The organism is Paraglaciecola sp. (assembly GCF_039943935.1).
Classification (GTDB): Bacteria; Pseudomonadota; Gammaproteobacteria; order Enterobacterales; family Alteromonadaceae; genus Paraglaciecola.
The window spans coordinates 1-15,957 of sequence record NZ_JBDUZQ010000025.1; the positions used below are offsets into that span (position 1 = coordinate 1).

Sequence of the window (15,957 nt, forward strand, 5' to 3'; positions counted from 1 at the left end):
GAGGTGGTTGAGCCCCCAGAGGTGGTAGAGCCCCCAGAGGTGATTGAGCCCCCAGAGGTGGTTGAGCCCCCAGAGGTGGTAGAGCCCGAGTCAAAGACGTTAATGGTAACAGAGTCATACAGTGGTCTACTATCAGTGTTGCCTGATGTAGATGGAGACGGTATTGCTGAGGTTGGATTGATGCAGGTTGATGAGGAGTCATTAAAGGTTCGTTTGCAGATTTTGAGTGGTAATGACAGAGCTAGTATAAAAGAGCTTGTATGGGTAAACAATTTCGATGACTCCTCTTTGAAGTTACATATTATCCCTGATATGAATGGTAACGGTATCGATGAAGTTGGGTTATTTGGCGTGACAAGTAATGATAGTAAACCGCAGGTTGTTGTTCGAGATTTAGGGACTGGAAATAACGTTGGTGATGTTTATGGGTGGGGGGCTAATTGGAGTGGAGTTAGTGCATTGATTTTAGAAGATATGACAGGAGATGGAATTGCAGAAATTGCGATTCAGGGTCATTCAACAGAAGACGGAAGCTATCAATTAGTTGTTAAAGCAGGTGGCAGTAATTTAGTCTTAAGTACTTATAGTTACCCAGATATTTATGTTGCTCCGCAATATAGCCAACACAGCGATCTTGACGGTGATGGTTTTGCAGATATTAGTCTTTGGGGGAGGTTAATAAGTGATAATAATATACAAGTAAATGTCATTAGTGCTGTGAATTCTGATTTTACTATCGAAACTTATGAATATCCAGACAGTTGGGATGATGTTAGCTGGAACCGTCTAAGTGACAGTAATGGCGATGGTAAAGTAGATTGGGGGTTATTTGGTAAGCTGAGAGAAGATGGCCGTATACAGCTAATCGTTGAAAATGGTACTGACCCTATTAGTAATGAATCGATATATCAATGGCCTGCTGAGATCCAGAATGCAGGGTTTTATGTTGTTCCTGATATGACTAACGATGGAGTAGATGAGGTTGCAGTTGTAGGTCAACTAGAAGTTAACGGACATCACTACCTGCAAGTGCAAGACGGTGCTATCCGAGGCTCAGTTTTAGCCGTGCATGACCTAGATTTGTCGTTAAGTACTGTAACTTATCATCTTTTTCCTGACTTAAATGACGACAATCAAGCTGAAGTAGGCTTTATGGGGGTTAATCAAGAAGGTGAGTACGAGCTTTATGTTCAAAATGGAGATGGAGTAAGTGGAACTGTTGTTAGCTACAATTTAGGCTCTGATTGGGATTTAGCCCCAGTCATAGTTTCATTGGATGACGGATTATCTGATTTGCTCGCTTACTATACCAATTTTGAAGCCGGGAAATCAATATTAACAGAGAATTTCGATACCAATGAGATGACGCTTAAATGTTCAGGTAATTGTCCTGTTGTTACAGATGAAGTGACATACAACGGAGAGTATTCACTAAAAGTTGAATTGGATATCAAAACCAGCCCCATTAGCTACAGAACTGAAATTCAAGAAGCTGCGTTCGCTAATTTTGATGATACATTTTGGTATAGTTTTAGTATCTATTTACCTCATGCCTATGTGTCAGATTCAATATGGGAAATAGTAGCACAATGGCATGCTTATCCTGATTTCGAATTGGGAGAAACATGGCGTAACCCCCCTTTGGCAATATTCACTACAAATGGAGAGTGGATGATTGATAATAAATGGGATAGTAAAGTTAATACCTTTGAAAGTGGTGATAAAGTTTATGATGGGAATGAGCAGTGGAATCTTGGGGAGTATGAAACGGGGAGCTGGATAAATTGGGTTTTTCAGGTGAAATGGTCGCATAAAGAAGACGGTTTGATAAACGTTTGGAAAGACGGAGAATTAGTTGTTTCTAAAACAGGCGCTAATACATTTAATGATAAAATTGCACCATACTTTAAAGCAGGTATTTACAAAGGTTGGCATGACAGTTCAGTTTTAGATGAAAACAATGCCACAAATAGAACTATTTATTTCGATGATGTTGCCATTAAAACGGACTCCAGTAGCTCAAGTGCTATAGCTACGTTACAGTGAGCGAAACTCTGGTTGTCCTTTTAAGTTAGGTGTTTAAAAGGTAGCTAAGCTATCGTGATATTAAGTGGGTGGATTATTTATAATAGTTCGCCCATTTTTTGTTTTTACACTTGCTAAATAATGAAGGGAGTGTGATTTGGCATCAACTTTGCTTTTGCTGGTATGTTGTACGTACACAAAATTTATAAACCCTGAAGCTTTGTTGTGATGTTTGGCTAAAGGTGAAGATACTACCGAGTGTTTTTGAAAATAGTAAAATTAACTAAATAATGGTCTTGGTACTTACTATGATAACAATTAAGTTTATTAAAGCTTTGAGTTTAAGTGTTTTATTAATTCAGCAAGTTAATGCTGCCGTTGATATTTCTCCGATTATTTCTTATCTAAATTCTGATAAGAGCAATAAGAAAACCTTCTTATGGACTGGTGCCACAGAAGGTGTGGTGAGTGCGGCTACCCAAAACTGGAATACATTAAGTGCTGTAGATTGGGGGGTAACTAATAGATCTACTGATTTAGCTGAGCCTGTAAAGCTGTATGCAGATACAGACCCAGGGTTTTCAGGACCAAATGGAGAAAGTTATGGTATTGAAATTGAAGTTGGGTATGTACCTCCAGAGCCTAGGAGTGCAGGCTCGGCGGTGGTTCGTTATTATACTGATTTTGGACAAAGCGGTATCGTAAATAGTGGGATAGATAGAGCCGAAATTTTTATTCAGTCAACCTTAGATACTATGGAATTATCAGAGGGGGATACTATTTGGGTGGGATGGTCTGAATATTATACTCATTTAGATCATCATAGGGATACCAGTCTATTTCAGTTTAGAAATCAGTCTGATGTTTATACCTTGGCTGATAAAGGATTCTCAGAAGAAGAAGTATTAGATTTTTTTGAGTCAGGGTTGACCGATGGTGGTCCGGCTGCGGCTGTATTACATAAATCTATTGATAACGCCGCTCATTACCGCTTTAGTGTCAGGCATGGAACCCCTGCAAATTGGACTTTTACGGCTCATACATTAGAAGAGCCCGTTGCAACTGGGAGGTGGTATGACATTATAATAAAACTTAAGTACTCTCAAGAATCAGATGGAGAGTACAAAGTGTGGTTTTACGATACAACAAAAAACCACTCTAATTATTCAATCGATGACGAGTTAGAGTGGGATTACGCAGGTAATACCATGTATGACTATCCTGATACATACTCACCAACTATGGAGTTTCGGACAGGGTTGTATCGGTATGAAGCCAAAGAGGCCCTCGATATTGATGAAAGCAATCGCTATATGACTAAATATATGGGGCCAACGAGGTTATGGTTGGGCAGTGATGATGAAGGTTTTGACTACGTAAAACCACGTGATTAATTTTAATTTAGGGTATTTTATAATGAGTTTAGTAAAAAAAGTGATCTTAAGTGTAGTGCTATTGTTAGGTTTGAGTTATCAATATGCGGTAGCGGGTAATAACAGTGGTGAAGTAGTGCCTCGCTACTATAAGTTAGGTGGAGATTACTTAACTATTTATGCTGGTGCTGGATATGAGTTTATTGATAATGAGGCGTGTAAAGGCAGTACGAATAGTACTGACGCCATTGTAATTGAAACTGCACGAGATGATTTTAATGAGCTTTATGCAAGTGTAATGTTAGGGTTTGCAAATGACTTAAAACTTGCATTTTGGTTAGATGGGAGCTGCTCTCCTGAAACTCAAGGAGGACCTTACCCTATAGCCATATCGGTTTACGTAGTTAAATAAACAATATATTTAACAATAAGTTACTATTAATCAAACGATTGCCCTCAAAAGATTAAAGAAATGGTGAGTATATCAAAGTGACGTTAGTTCGGCCCTTATCCATAATAAAGATACTTCTTTTTCTGGTGTTTAGTCGTGACGCTTTGGCGGTTGACAAAAACTTTTTACTGTCAGAACATTTTGAATCTGAGGCGTTGCCTTTACGCTGTTCTGGCAACTGCCCTACAATAACAGAAGATTTAGCTTTTAGTGGGGCCAAGTCACTTAAAATCCAGCTTGATCTTGATAGTAGCCCTGTAAGTTACAGAACTGAGGTACAACAAGCGGGCTTTGCTAATTTTAAAGATGTGTATCGGTATGCCTTTAAGATTTATTTGCCAGATTCTTATGTAGCTGACTCTGTTTGGGAGTTAGTTGCTCAGTGGCATGCTTACCCTGATTTTGAAATTGGTGAAACTTGGCGTAATCCTCCATTAGCGTTAGCAACAACAAACGGGGAATGGACAATTAGCAATGCATGGGATGCAAAGAGAAATACCTTCGCAACTGGGAACAGAGTATATGATGGCCAAGAAAAGTGGGTGTTAGGAGATTATGAAACTGATGTATGGACTGCTTGGCTATTTGAGGTTAAGTGGTCACATACAGATGATGGCTATATCAAGGTTTGGAAGAATGGAGAGCTGGTTGTTTCCAAAAGTGGGCCGAATACTTTTAACGATAAAGTAGGTACTTACTTTAAGGCCGGTATTTATAAAGGGTGGCGTAACAAAAACACTATTCCTAAAAATGGGGTGAGATCTAGAACACTTTATTTTGATGACATTACAATTGAAACCAAAAATGGCGGTGTGGATCCACTAAAGTAATAAGTCAATTTTTAAATCTAATCATCATCGTTTTTCACTTGCTTGAGTTAGTTAAATGTTCGGTATATGAGTCATTTGTTAACTTTTAATTGGCTTGCGACTTCATTAGGTCGCTAGTAAAAATTAATGTATTTTTAATGACTTTAAAAATTAAAAACTTAGTTTATTCATGGCTAAGTAGCTAATCATAATAACTTTGTGTAAATTTGAAGTCATAACTTGTTTTGTAGTCATGGAGTATATTAGGTGAGTCAAAGAATAGAGTATTTTGACGTATTACGGGGGCTGGCAATAATTGCAGTTGTCGCTATTCATAGTTCGGTAACAGGACTTCAATTTAGCGAGCAAAGCTTTAATTTTAATTTTACAGTGTTTTGGCGCAACCTTTTAAATTTTGCTGTGCCTTTATTTATAGCAATTTCGGGATATTTTTTAGCAAATAAACAATTGTCTTCTGCCGCAGAGTATACTGCTTTTTTAAAAAGACAAATACCAAAGGTGTTGATACCCGCCGCTATTTGGTCGTGCATTTATTGTGCTTTTTCTCTCGTTGTTTTAAATCGACCGCTAAACCAAGAGTTATTTAAGCTAGTTACATTTCAAGCATCAATTCCTTTTTATTTTATTGCATTAATTATTCAACTTTACCTTCTTTTACCTTTATTGCTGAAATTTTCGAACCTGACTGGTTTGTTGTTCAGTATTATTTTAAGCCTGTTATCAGCTTTGTTGATTTTTTACCTTAGATATTACACTCAAATAGATTTACCAATCATTATATATGCTGGGAACTTTGCATCTTGGCTGATGTTTTTTATGCTTGGTCTTTGTTATGGCAAGGGTAAAATTAACATATCAAACAAAGTATTAGTTTCATTAACTATTGCTTTTTATTTACTATCTTGCGTAGAGTCAATTATTTTAATTGAAGAGTTCCATCAAGCTGGAGACGCCTCCTCAGCTATTAAGGTATCTTCTTTTTTGTATTCATTCTTTTTAATTATTTTGATGTTTGGAAATGCTAATTTGACAAAGTCAAGACTTTTAAGTGATTTAGGGCAGGTTTCATTTGGCGTGTATCTTGTTCACATGTTAGTTATAACAATATTAGTAAAGGTTTTGACTCTACTCGTTCCTAGTCTGCAAGGCTATGCTGTTTTGTTTCAAATTACTTTACTAACACTAACTCTTTTAACCAGCTTTACTAGTATTAAATTTGTAAACCGAGTAATCAAAAATAGATTAACTAAACTTATTGGGTTTAGTTAATCTTATAGTTGGGATTTTTAGTTCTACTAGAGCGCTACTCTAGTAGTTTTACCTTATTTTGAACATTACCTGTGAAATGACACAATTATTTTCTATTAATTATTATATATGGCTGAAATAATCTTATTTAATATCTTTTTATTAAAAATATTATTATAAATATGAAATATAATTGAACCAAACAAAACTGCTAAAAATGTATTTATTAGTGGAGAAGTTATACCTATGGTTTCAAATACCGTTCTCAACTGAAAGTGGGTTAAATATATAAAAAGTGAGCCTGCTGATACAAAACTGACTGGCTTCATTAGTACTTTATTAATACGGAAATTGGATGGTAAAAATAATAATATTAAAAAAGAAATAGTGAAAAAGCCAGTATCAAATACACCTCCATTAAAAGCAAAAGTCGTTAATACAAAGGCAAAAGCGGTTACTATTTTTTCAAAAGTTCCACTAACAAACTTAATGTAGAAGCCAAATGAAAACATAAATAATAATAACCAAGGTAACCTTTGATATGAGTATGTCAAATTGAAACCATACTTAGTGATAAGTAAAAGTAAGCATGAAGTAACAAGAAGTATCAATGCTGATTGTTTGATGTTATTTCGTGTAAATTGTCTTACAGAGCTAAAGGATAGTAATGCATATAAAAATACTAATATTTGGATATAAACTTCAATAAACCAAAAACCATAGCCTTTAGGGTGTTCATTATTAGTAATACTCGAGACTAAAAGAACTGATTCTAAGTTAAAAGAGCCGCTAAAAATATTAAGTATTAAAATATATCCTATTGTCGGGATAAGAACTTTAATAAACATTATTAGTAAGCCCTTAACGCTGTCGCTGCTTAACAACTTATCTATCTTAAATGTTGCTATATTGAAGCCAACCAGTAATAGTAAAAGGTATGCGCCGCCGCCGCCATAGTCAAAAAAATCAAAATGTTCTGAGACTATACAAACTATTGAGAAAAAACGTAATACAGTAGGTATATCATGACTTCTTTTTGTGTTACCCATAATAGCAACCTCTTAAAAATGTTTACGAAAATATCGAATTAATAGAGTGTAAATTGCTGTAAGTTAAATCAACCTTTAGCAATTAAGTTATATAATTAGGCTACTGATATTCGCTAATAGTTTTTTATACTCATTAGACTCTTTTAGTACCCCAGAAGATAACCCTGAATTTTCAGCTAGAATACTGAATAAATCGTCTTGTGTTTTGGCCACATAGACTCCATCTACATTAGAAAATGACCTTGCTGTCGCTAATTGATGATCATTTCTGTGCTCACCTAAAGATGCATCTCTAGGAAAAATAATAATTGGCTTGTTGACTCTTAGAGCGGTTAATATTGAGCCCATTCCTGCATGAGAAATAATGAATCTACACTTCTTTATGTATTCTTCGAATTGCTCTGGTTCTAGAGATTTTAATACAGTGATATTGTTCGATTGAAACTCTGATGAACCAACTTGTGCTACGACCTCCTCTTCGCCGTTGGACTCTACAACCCATTGTTCAACATATTTTATCAAGCGATCGAAGTGTATTTGTGTTCCAACTGTAACTAGTATCATATTACGCGACCTATGTACTTAACACGGGATGTGGCCAGACCTTCCCATTGAGTAAAGCAATCATGAGCGAGGAAAGACGCTAATCGTCCGGAGAAAGAGATTTCTTCAGAATTAGCGATGCTATCTAACCAAATTGTTTTTATGCCTCTAAGTCGAGCCAAAAGAATAGTTATTAAACCCGGTAATGCTCCGGTTGTAATCACGAATGTTGGTTTCTCTTTTTTTAAGATATTCCAAATTCCAGCTATAACTTTAGGTGATCTAGATATGGTGTCTCTACTAATGTCTCCAATAGTATAGTAATTATCGTCTTCAGATAACTCTGTAGGTTTGGTGTAAGTGCATGCATAAATCACTTCACAACCTTTAAACGCAGGTAAAACTCTGCATAACTGTACCCAGTGCCCTCCTGGAGAAGATAACGCAAGTATTTTATTGTTATTCATTTATTTTCTTTCAAAGCTTTAGGTTAGTTAGTTAAAATTCGGGAGTATAAAGCTTCCCATTTAGGTAGTATCACTTTTGAAGAAAAATGTGTTAAGTAGTGCCTTTTAGCGTTTGCTATGACTATTGAGTTATTATTACTTAATACATAGTCTAACTTTAGTGCCATTTCTTCAACTTTCCCTGGTTCAACAAGGTACCCTGTTGAGTTTTCTATTATCACTTCAGGTATACCTCCTACTGGAGTCGTTATAATTGGGATCTCGCAAGCCATGGCTTCGATAATCACCATTGGCAGCCCCTCATTATAAGAGGGAAGAATGAACACACTGCATTCGCTCAATAACTGAGTTTTTTCTTTTGCGTTCACCCAACCATGGTTAGTAACTGAATCATTTAATGCAAGTTCATTAATTAAAGATTGAACCTCATTATTTTCACCTGCACCACATAAATGTAAGTGAAACTCGCTATTAACGTTTTTTAAGGATTTGAGTAGGTCGTAGATACCTTTTCTCTTAATAAAAGCTCCTAAGAAAAGGATTTGATTAGGAACTCTTTCTATATCTTGTTTTTCTATATCTACGTAATTATTAATTACCGCGACTTTTCTTCCGGATATGTTATTTATGAAATCTTGCCAACTTTCAGATAACACAACAAATTCATCAACGTGATTAATAAGCCACACAATTAACTTCTTTTTTGAAGGGCTACTATTAGAGTAATAGTCTTTAAATTCAGAACCGTGTAAATGAACAATAGTCTTGTGGTTAAAAACTTTGGCAATCAATACGAAAATCAATTTTCTAAAAAAGCTGCCTTTGTAAGACATATGACAATGTATCAAGACATCTGTGTTTTTAAAACATAAATTAATTAATTTAATTATTGCAGATATAAACAAATATACGTCATTAAATTTTCCTGCTCCAGCATGTGTACCTATACGTGTATGTTGTTTATTAGAAAATAAATCGTTATCGACATAGCCTTGTATTACTGAGTCTATGCCACCCTTTTGAATTGTACCTAAGCTAATTATATGCATTGTTTTTACTCAAACCTTGACTCTATGGAAAACAGGTTTCCGGAATATTGACATTCAAATAATTTCTGACTACAACCAAAGTACATATATGTATGAGTCAGGTTTTTCTGAATTTTACGCTAATGCATCGTATAAAAATTTAGCAGACCCATCTCTTAATTTTGCTAGCTTTTGGTTTACTTCTGAATAATCGATATTCATTAGGCTCTTTGCTAGTTCTGCAGGATCAACATCACCTCTATAGATATGATTTTCTAATCCTAAAAGAGCGAGTAAGCTTTCTAAACGGGCGAGACCGCGATTATCATTAGGGTAATAAAGAAAAGGTTTTTCAAATAAAATGGCAAAACAAACACAATGAAATGAATCTGTAATCACTAGTTTACTTTCTCGAATATCACTTAACCAATCACTGACAGGACGATAATAGTATTTTCTTCCCTGAGATGAGTAATAAATGTTTTTATTAGAAAAGCTAAAATTTGAGGATGTATCTTCTATGCATTTTTCAAATTTATCGTCGATATCAAGTTTATAAAAGACTATGTCAGAATTATCTTTTGGGATTGCTTCTCCAATAACTGAATCAAAAAATGCACGGCCAACCAACAGTGTAGGGTCTAAAACGTGTTGAGCGTCTACTCCAAAAGTATTTTTGCATATATCAACACCAGAAATTTCTCGCACAGAAACAGCTGTAAACTGTTTTACTTCATCAGCAAATTTCTTGGTGTCTTGTTCGTTAAGTTCCCAAAAGTCGTTACCAAAACTGGCTGCATAAGATATTTTCTTTACGTCATTATTTAAGAACGCTAAAAAATAAACAAGAGCTGAGCTGTCTGCATAGGATGGCCGCCATACTTGGTCGCTCCCTACAATGGCATGAGTATAATTTAAATTTGCTTGCTTAATTTGTTCAAAAGAGTGATAGGTATTGTCACTTCTTGGTAGCCATTTTTGCCTGAATTCTTCAAAAATTTCAGGGTTAATAAATGATGCATGTTCTATTTTTTTTTCTTTTAAACCAAGGTCTCTTAAATATCTATTTATAATACTTTTGAGCTTTGTTTTAAGTTTTGGCTTTGCCCCTTGGGGGATAAAGTTTATATGCTCTGATTCATATCCTAGTGTGTGATTTATATAGAAATGTAACGCTGCTGCTTGCAGTACTGCACCATAGTTATGGTTGGAATATTGGTAATTGACAATGCCTATTTTGTTCATATTTTCCTCTTTAACTCTTCATTGTTTAATGAAAAGTTTAATTTTTTTAATTAGATAAAACTTACAATGTCGTTCACATCTCTACGAGGAGATCTAGGAACGGAGGTATCCTCTGGGGCATAACCTATTGCCATTAGCATTATTATACGTTGAGAAGGGGCAAGGTTTAATAACTTATGAGCCGCTTTGTCTGTCTTGGGTCTCACACACCAATTTAAACAGCAGCTACTTACGTTGTTTGCTTTCAATGCTAAAATTAGACTCATTGAAAAAAGCCCACCATCAATGTAAGGCTCTGGCTTTTCGATAACCCCAAAAAAGCAGCTGGCATCAGCACTTATAACCGCAATATGCGGTGCTAAGTGGCCAAAGCCCGCATTACCATTTTGATGCGATAGTAGTTTTTTCTTCATTTCTGGATCACTCACTATCTTGATATCCCATGGTTGGCGATTACAGGCTGATGGTGATAATTGAGCCATGGAGATTGAGTCTAGCAAGATTTCTCTAGGAACTGGTTTATCTATGAAGTTTCTTACACTACGACGTGCTTCCATTAATGTTTTAAAGTGCTTATGATCACTATTCTGGCTGGTATCTATTGTCATTAGCTTGCAAGGAGTATTATAAGCCCCTCGCTGACAATCATGGTTAATTAGAAAGGCTTTTACATCACTTAAAATGACATCTTTTTCATCTAAATTAAATTCTAGGATTCTGTCGTGATAACTTTGAAGTGTACCAAGAGCGCCAAGGTAAACGGGATCGCTTGCTAAATTTCTAGTATCCCATTTATTTAAAATTTCCATGAGAGATCTTGCGGGCTCTAAACCAAATAAACGCTTTGGACCTGGCATAACTAGTCCTTTTTCTAATTTGTGGTATAGAAAAATGAGCTCGGAGCTGATGATCGCTCTTTTAGGGTCTGAAGTGCGCCAGTTCATGGCTTTGTAGTTCTGCGTAATGTCGTACCAATAATAACGAAGGTTGGTAATTCGTAAGATTTCTGTTTTAACCCGAAAGTAAGCCCGCCAGATTAAAGGGGACTTTTGTATCATTTGTTTTAGTTTTTGTTTTAATTGCAAAATAAATCGCCTTTAAAGTAATTTTAGCTAGTAGCTTTTTTAGTTTTTATTAATGACATTACTTTTTTCAGGCTTCCGATATAAAGAAGCCATGTAAATGATATTAACGCTATAAAAAAATACGATAGATATAATGAAGTTATATAATACTCAACTGTCACTATCAAAACATGAAATATGACTAGTGGTATTAGATTATCTCTGAATGCTGTAAACAGAAGCATTCGTTTTTTAACACAAGAAAATAGTAAACCCATTACAATCGCATTCATTACGGTACCAAATACCGCATATAGTAAAATGGTAGTAGATAAACTAACTTCTAAAAATATACAAGCAACTAAAATGCCAGTGCGCACGATAAAATTACAAGCATGATAAACTAACCTAATATTTTGTTTGTTCATCACATCAAATATGCCGCCAAAACCTTGTACCAGTAATGTTGTCATTGCTAAATATGACAATGAGCTGGCCAGTACTCCAGCATCAGCCCATTTTTCACCTAATAAAATAGTAAAAAGAGACTCACCTACAACAGCTAAAATTGAGAACGGGACCAGTAGGAAAGATAAAAGTAACTTGAAAAAACTCTCTGTGTCCCTCTGAACCTTAGGCAGGTTGCCTTCTGCAATATCTTCAGCAATTTTTTGAGTATAGGTTTTAGATATGGCGTTACCTAATGCTGTTACTGGGATATTTACTATTCTATTAGCTATTGCATAAAGACCAGCGGATACAGCTGAAAAGTAGGCTGCAATAATGATAACTGGAAGTTGTGACCCTGCGCTAATTAACAACATAGAAGGGGTATTATACTGTAAATACCTTTTATATTTTATGATGGTTTTTTTGTAAGAAATGACTTCAATACATGGTGAGTCTGTATTGTTTGGTACTTTCTTAAATGTAGGTGTTAAATACAGGATTGCTAATACATTTGAGAGAAGCCTAGCTACTACTAGGCTCAGTGTAGATGCATATCCTGCGAAACCTGCGGCGATGGCTACTGTTCTATCTATTAACCCCTCAGCTACTTTTGAAACACTCACTAAACCAAAATTCTTTTTTCTAACCCCCCAATAAGTGGATATTAAATAACATCCTTGAAACAAAACAAACATAGGAATGGTGTACACCATCCATTCAGCTGTGGATATATCTAGGTAAGAAACTATTTCAGTTTTGAATGTGATTAGTATGCCACTTAAAAGCATACAAAAGGTGATCATAATTCCAAATGAAAGATGAAGTATTTTATTCGCTTCTACCTCGTTCTTTGGAATGAGCAACGCCAAGTGTAAACTAAGTGTTGATAGCGTCGTAAGTATAAGTGAAATTGCCAAAATTGCAGAAAATGCTCCGTAATCCTCTACACTATATAGCCGAGTGATAATAGGGATCGCTATGATTCCAATTACCTGACCAAGGGCATCGCCAGTAAGTAATTTACTTGTGTTTTTTAGAAAACTCGAAGGCATAAGTAGTGGCTCTGGTATTAAAGTGAAGTGGAGAGTTTGTCATAATGCTAAGTAGTTGGGGTACTAGTAACCTTTAGCTTGTTTTCATAATACCAAGTCAGATAGAGCAATATTCCGCCCATACCAATGCACCATGAAGCAGTAAAAAAGCTTAAGGGTAGAAGAGACAAGGTAAAGCCTAATATAAATGCAAAAGCCGCCACTGAATATGGGTCAGTTCTGCTGCTTTTAATGTAGTATCGCTTGAAAACCACAAGTGACTTTAAAGTGAATACAATCCACATTATTAGACCTAAAGGGCCAAATTGGAATAATGTAGAAAAAGCACCTATATCCACTACGTTATATGGAGGTTGGTTGAGAACATTATTACTTTCAGATGTTCTTGACATTGTGCCAAAGCCTAAACCATAACTTTCTTTAAATATTTCGTAAAAATGCTCAGTGCTTTCGAATCTAATTGATATATTGCTCTCATCATCATGGGCTGTCATGTTACCCAAGCTTTCTATGTGTTTGGAAAATATGATAGGGAATACTGTGAAGATAATGACTACTGCAATTGTTAACAGTGAAAAGGTTTTTTTAGTGAGCCCTTTTAACATTAGCAAGGTTAGACATGCTACTCCCATTGCTAAGAACCCCATGCGGCTTTCCATTATCATAGCTTGCACTAAAAAAAGCATAGCTGTAATACCTAATAGAAATTTGTTAGAAAGCACTCCTTTCTTATTATTAATTATTAGACTTACTGTTGCGATAAAGCCAAAAATTACTTCGTTTTTAAGTAATACAATTCGTCTTCCCTCTAACATGAAAAATGCTGACCGTCTTTGGTATTGATCTAAAAATGAAAATCTAAAATACTGATCTGCAACCAAGAGCAAAGATACTGTAACGGCGACTATAATTAGACTCACCACCAACTCTTTACTAGTAACTTGTATTACGTAAAAATAATAGAAAATTAGAATCGGCGCAAATATATAGAGGGACGGTATCCAATCCCCTAGGGGTTTTGGAAAGAGTAGAGCCGAAGAGTAAAAAGATACAAAAAAAATGACAAAAAATGCAATAAGCGGGTAGTAAAAAGTACTAATTTCACGAGACGCCTTTTGAGTAAGCATCTTGTAAAATGCAATACCACTAAAGACAAGCAAAACAGTGGCAAATGCCATCGCACCTAAGAACCTATTAATTCCTATAATACTCGATATTAGTCCAAAAGTTTCAAATATCACAAAGACTGCAAGCAGAATCTTTAATTTAGACGCGGGCTCTTCTTGAAATTGCAGAATAGTATTAATAGCAATGACTCCATATACGCTAAAAAAAACCGTGAAGGTTAACTTTAAAAAAATTTATCACATTTTGTGACTTAAATTCTTATTTTGAGCATTCTACCATTAAATAAAATAATAGTCGGTTTTCGATAGTTATTTATAGTGAAATTTCATAAATAATCTAAGTATTATTTTTAAAGTGCTTTTTAAAAATCTATTATGGTACTGAAATATATAATATTTTAATTTTATTTTTTCCATAATGTGTAGTTATGCCTAGTTAACACTGTAAGCTACATTAAGTTAACATAAGTGTTATTTTTATTTAATGATGATCTTTTATGATATTAATTGTGCTTTAAAAAAATATAGTTTTGAATATTTCTCTTTTAGATATGAAAGGGTAGATAACAAGTTAATTAGGTCATCTTTAAAAAGGTTCTATCTTTAAGTACTTTATGGTGGTAAAACGCAGCAGATGCGTGGCCTAAAATCAATATCCATAACAATAAAGAGCCAAGCACATCTTTATGAATGAAATCCATTAATGGCTCAATACTTTTGGCTGTTGTATTTAAAATACCGACAATAAAGTAATCGTTAAGTGAAGTACTAGCAAATTTAGGTATAGTAAGTATCTTAAAAAATTGAGTATTGGTACCCGTGCCAACATATCCTGTGATAACCATAATTATAGTCGAAGCATAAAGTAGAAAGTGCCCGATGTGAGCGCAGAGGTGAGCTAGGCGTGAACTCGGCTCTAGTGCTGGTTGTTTGTTTGTAATTCGCCATAAAATTCTTAGCGTTATAATAACCCCTATGCTAACCCCAAACGAAAGGTGCAAATGTAATGCTATTCCATTCATAGAGGTCCCTGGCTCTGTAAACCAATGCCTGAAGTAAACTGTTATATAGCTAAAAGCAAAAAATGCTGCCGTTCCCCAATGAAGGAATTTTGCAATAAGTCCATAATTTTCTTTTGTATTTTTGTATTTCATTCTTAAGGCTCTCAATATGGTTATTGGACTAAAGCAATCATTTTATTGACAAAGCTTTGCCAAATCGATGTATCTAGAATTAACGGCTTTCTTGCGTAGACAATTGTGAAAAGGACAAGGCCAAATATATAGGTTGGGTGAATAACATTCTTTTTATGATAATCAAATACCATGGCTAACATTATAGGTGATAGCCACAATAAGAGTTTTGAGCCTGGTACTGGAAAATATGGTATTCTTATTACAGCAGCGATAGTTAAAAAAAGTGTTGCTAGTAACATTAGTCTTTTATGCACTTCGCTTTTATTTCGATAATAGAAAGCTGCGATCACTAAAGCCGGAAAAACTATCATGTCAGTTAAAGGTTGTAATAAAAAATACCTAGCACTTTCTAATTGCTCGTTTTCTACACGAAGTGAGAACCTATCATAGGTTACATACAACCCATTTATTGTTAGAGTAATAGCTAAAGGTAACCCTAACTTACCTAGTTTCTTATGCTGCTCAATTTTACCAAGTGCAGGAAGTATAGCCTGTAGTGTGTAAAAAAAAATCCAACTTAAAAATAATATAGCATGGCTATGAATCAACAAGTTTACTTCGCTAATTCCTATAATTGCATCGTATACGGAGGGTAAAAAGCCCATAAGTATTAAAGTTAGCATTAAAGCAGAAATAACAAGGTATAACATTATTTTCTGTGAGCGTAATATATTATGTACGGATGTTTTATTATTGCTATTGTCCATTGTTCACCTTTTCAAAGTCCATTTTTTAGTTTTGAATTTAACATATTCATAAATATTCGAAATTCACACTAATTTAAAGGGGGATATCAAAACCCATGAGTG

General features: G+C 35.0%; 15 protein-coding genes. 5 read left to right on the forward strand and 10 right to left on the reverse strand.

Annotated features, from left to right (window positions below; genetic code table 11):
• The 5 genes from ABJD71_RS17780 to ABJD71_RS17800 all read left to right on the forward strand — a co-directional run.
• A partial coding sequence (locus ABJD71_RS17780) for a polysaccharide lyase (protein ID WP_348172686.1) occupies positions 1-2,046 on the forward strand: 2,046 nt, incomplete at its 5' end.
• A gap of 287 nt (positions 2,047-2,333) precedes the next feature.
• Positions 2,334-3,419: a heparin lyase I family protein gene (locus ABJD71_RS17785; RefSeq protein ID WP_348172689.1), complete on the forward strand. Its 1,086-nt coding sequence runs from the start codon at positions 2,334-2,336 to the stop codon at positions 3,417-3,419.
• A gap of 22 nt (positions 3,420-3,441) precedes the next feature.
• Entirely contained in the window at positions 3,442-3,810 is a 369-nt protein-coding gene (locus ABJD71_RS17790; RefSeq protein WP_348172692.1) for a hypothetical protein, read from the forward strand.
• 125 nt (positions 3,811-3,935) lie between these two features.
• On the forward strand, positions 3,936-4,679 hold the full coding sequence (locus ABJD71_RS17795) for a polysaccharide lyase (RefSeq protein ID WP_348172695.1): 744 nt from the start codon (positions 3,936-3,938) through the stop codon (positions 4,677-4,679).
• A gap of 246 nt (positions 4,680-4,925) precedes the next feature.
• Positions 4,926-5,948 carry an acyltransferase gene (locus tag ABJD71_RS17800; RefSeq protein ID WP_348172698.1) on the forward strand — a complete coding sequence of 341 codons (1,023 nt, stop codon included), beginning with the start codon at positions 4,926-4,928 and terminating at the stop codon, positions 5,946-5,948.
• Positions 5,949-6,043: 95 nt separating this feature from the next.
• Here the strand turns inward: ABJD71_RS17800 and ABJD71_RS17805 are convergent, their stop codons facing one another.
• The 10 genes from ABJD71_RS17805 to ABJD71_RS17850 all read right to left on the reverse strand — a co-directional run bounded on the left by ABJD71_RS17805 (position 6,044) and on the right by ABJD71_RS17850 (position 15,855).
• Complete coding sequence (locus tag ABJD71_RS17805) at positions 6,044-6,976, reverse strand: hypothetical protein (protein ID WP_348172701.1); 933 nt, start codon at positions 6,974-6,976, stop codon at positions 6,044-6,046.
• An 87-nt stretch (positions 6,977-7,063) separates the two neighbouring features.
• The gene (locus ABJD71_RS17810; RefSeq protein ID WP_348172704.1) at positions 7,064-7,540 is read right to left on the reverse strand and encodes a glycosyltransferase; all 477 of its coding nucleotides are present in this window, start codon (positions 7,538-7,540) and stop codon (positions 7,064-7,066) included.
• A complete protein-coding gene (locus tag ABJD71_RS17815) occupies positions 7,537-7,986 on the reverse strand; it encodes a hypothetical protein (RefSeq protein ID WP_348172707.1) in 450 nt (149 codons plus the stop codon). Before ABJD71_RS17815 ends, ABJD71_RS17810 begins: the two co-directional genes overlap by 4 nt.
• Positions 7,987-8,009: 23 nt before the next feature.
• The gene (locus ABJD71_RS17820) at positions 8,010-9,035 is read right to left on the reverse strand and encodes a glycosyltransferase family 4 protein (RefSeq protein WP_348172710.1); all 1,026 of its coding nucleotides are present in this window, start codon (positions 9,033-9,035) and stop codon (positions 8,010-8,012) included.
• Positions 9,036-9,149: 114 nt separating this feature from the next.
• A complete protein-coding gene (locus ABJD71_RS17825; protein ID WP_348172713.1) occupies positions 9,150-10,259 on the reverse strand; it encodes a polysaccharide pyruvyl transferase family protein in 1,110 nt (369 codons plus the stop codon).
• Between the two features lie 50 nt (positions 10,260-10,309).
• Positions 10,310-11,344 carry a nitroreductase family protein gene (locus tag ABJD71_RS17830; RefSeq protein WP_348172716.1) on the reverse strand — a complete coding sequence of 345 codons (1,035 nt, stop codon included), beginning with the start codon at positions 11,342-11,344 and terminating at the stop codon, positions 10,310-10,312.
• A gap of 23 nt (positions 11,345-11,367) precedes the next feature.
• A complete protein-coding gene (locus ABJD71_RS17835; RefSeq protein ID WP_348172719.1) occupies positions 11,368-12,825 on the reverse strand; it encodes a lipopolysaccharide biosynthesis protein in 1,458 nt (485 codons plus the stop codon).
• A 47-nt stretch (positions 12,826-12,872) separates the two neighbouring features.
• Complete coding sequence (locus ABJD71_RS17840) at positions 12,873-13,745, reverse strand: O-antigen ligase family protein (RefSeq protein ID WP_348172721.1); 873 nt, start codon at positions 13,743-13,745, stop codon at positions 12,873-12,875.
• Between the two features lie 782 nt (positions 13,746-14,527).
• Positions 14,528-15,106 (reverse strand): cytochrome b/b6 domain-containing protein, encoded by a 579-nt coding sequence (locus ABJD71_RS17845; RefSeq protein WP_348172724.1) that lies wholly within the window; start codon positions 15,104-15,106, stop codon positions 14,528-14,530.
• 20 nt (positions 15,107-15,126) lie between these two features.
• Complete coding sequence (locus ABJD71_RS17850; protein WP_348172727.1) at positions 15,127-15,855, reverse strand: hypothetical protein; 729 nt, start codon at positions 15,853-15,855, stop codon at positions 15,127-15,129.
• Positions 15,856-15,957 lie beyond the last annotated feature (102 nt).

Coding starts and splice junctions, on each gene's coding strand:
- ABJD71_RS17835 (WP_348172719.1), bottom strand. CDS start 12,825: ATGCCTTCGAGTTTTCTAAAAAACACAAGTAAATTACTTACTGGCGAT.
- ABJD71_RS17850 (WP_348172727.1), bottom strand. CDS start 15,855: ATGGACAATAGCAATAATAAAACATCCGTACATAATATATTACGCTCA.
- ABJD71_RS17785 (WP_348172689.1), top strand. CDS start 2,334: ATGATAACAATTAAGTTTATTAAAGCTTTGAGTTTAAGTGTTTTATTA.
- ABJD71_RS17845 (WP_348172724.1), bottom strand. CDS start 15,106: ATGAAATACAAAAATACAAAAGAAAATTATGGACTTATTGCAAAATTC.
- ABJD71_RS17805 (WP_348172701.1), bottom strand. CDS start 6,976: ATGGGTAACACAAAAAGAAGTCATGATATACCTACTGTATTACGTTTT.
- ABJD71_RS17815 (WP_348172707.1), bottom strand. CDS start 7,986: ATGAATAACAATAAAATACTTGCGTTATCTTCTCCAGGAGGGCACTGG.
- ABJD71_RS17790 (WP_348172692.1), top strand. CDS start 3,442: ATGAGTTTAGTAAAAAAAGTGATCTTAAGTGTAGTGCTATTGTTAGGT.
- ABJD71_RS17810 (WP_348172704.1), bottom strand. CDS start 7,540: ATGATACTAGTTACAGTTGGAACACAAATACACTTCGATCGCTTGATA.
- ABJD71_RS17825 (WP_348172713.1), bottom strand. CDS start 10,259: ATGAACAAAATAGGCATTGTCAATTACCAATATTCCAACCATAACTAT.
- ABJD71_RS17820 (WP_348172710.1), bottom strand. CDS start 9,035: ATGCATATAATTAGCTTAGGTACAATTCAAAAGGGTGGCATAGACTCA.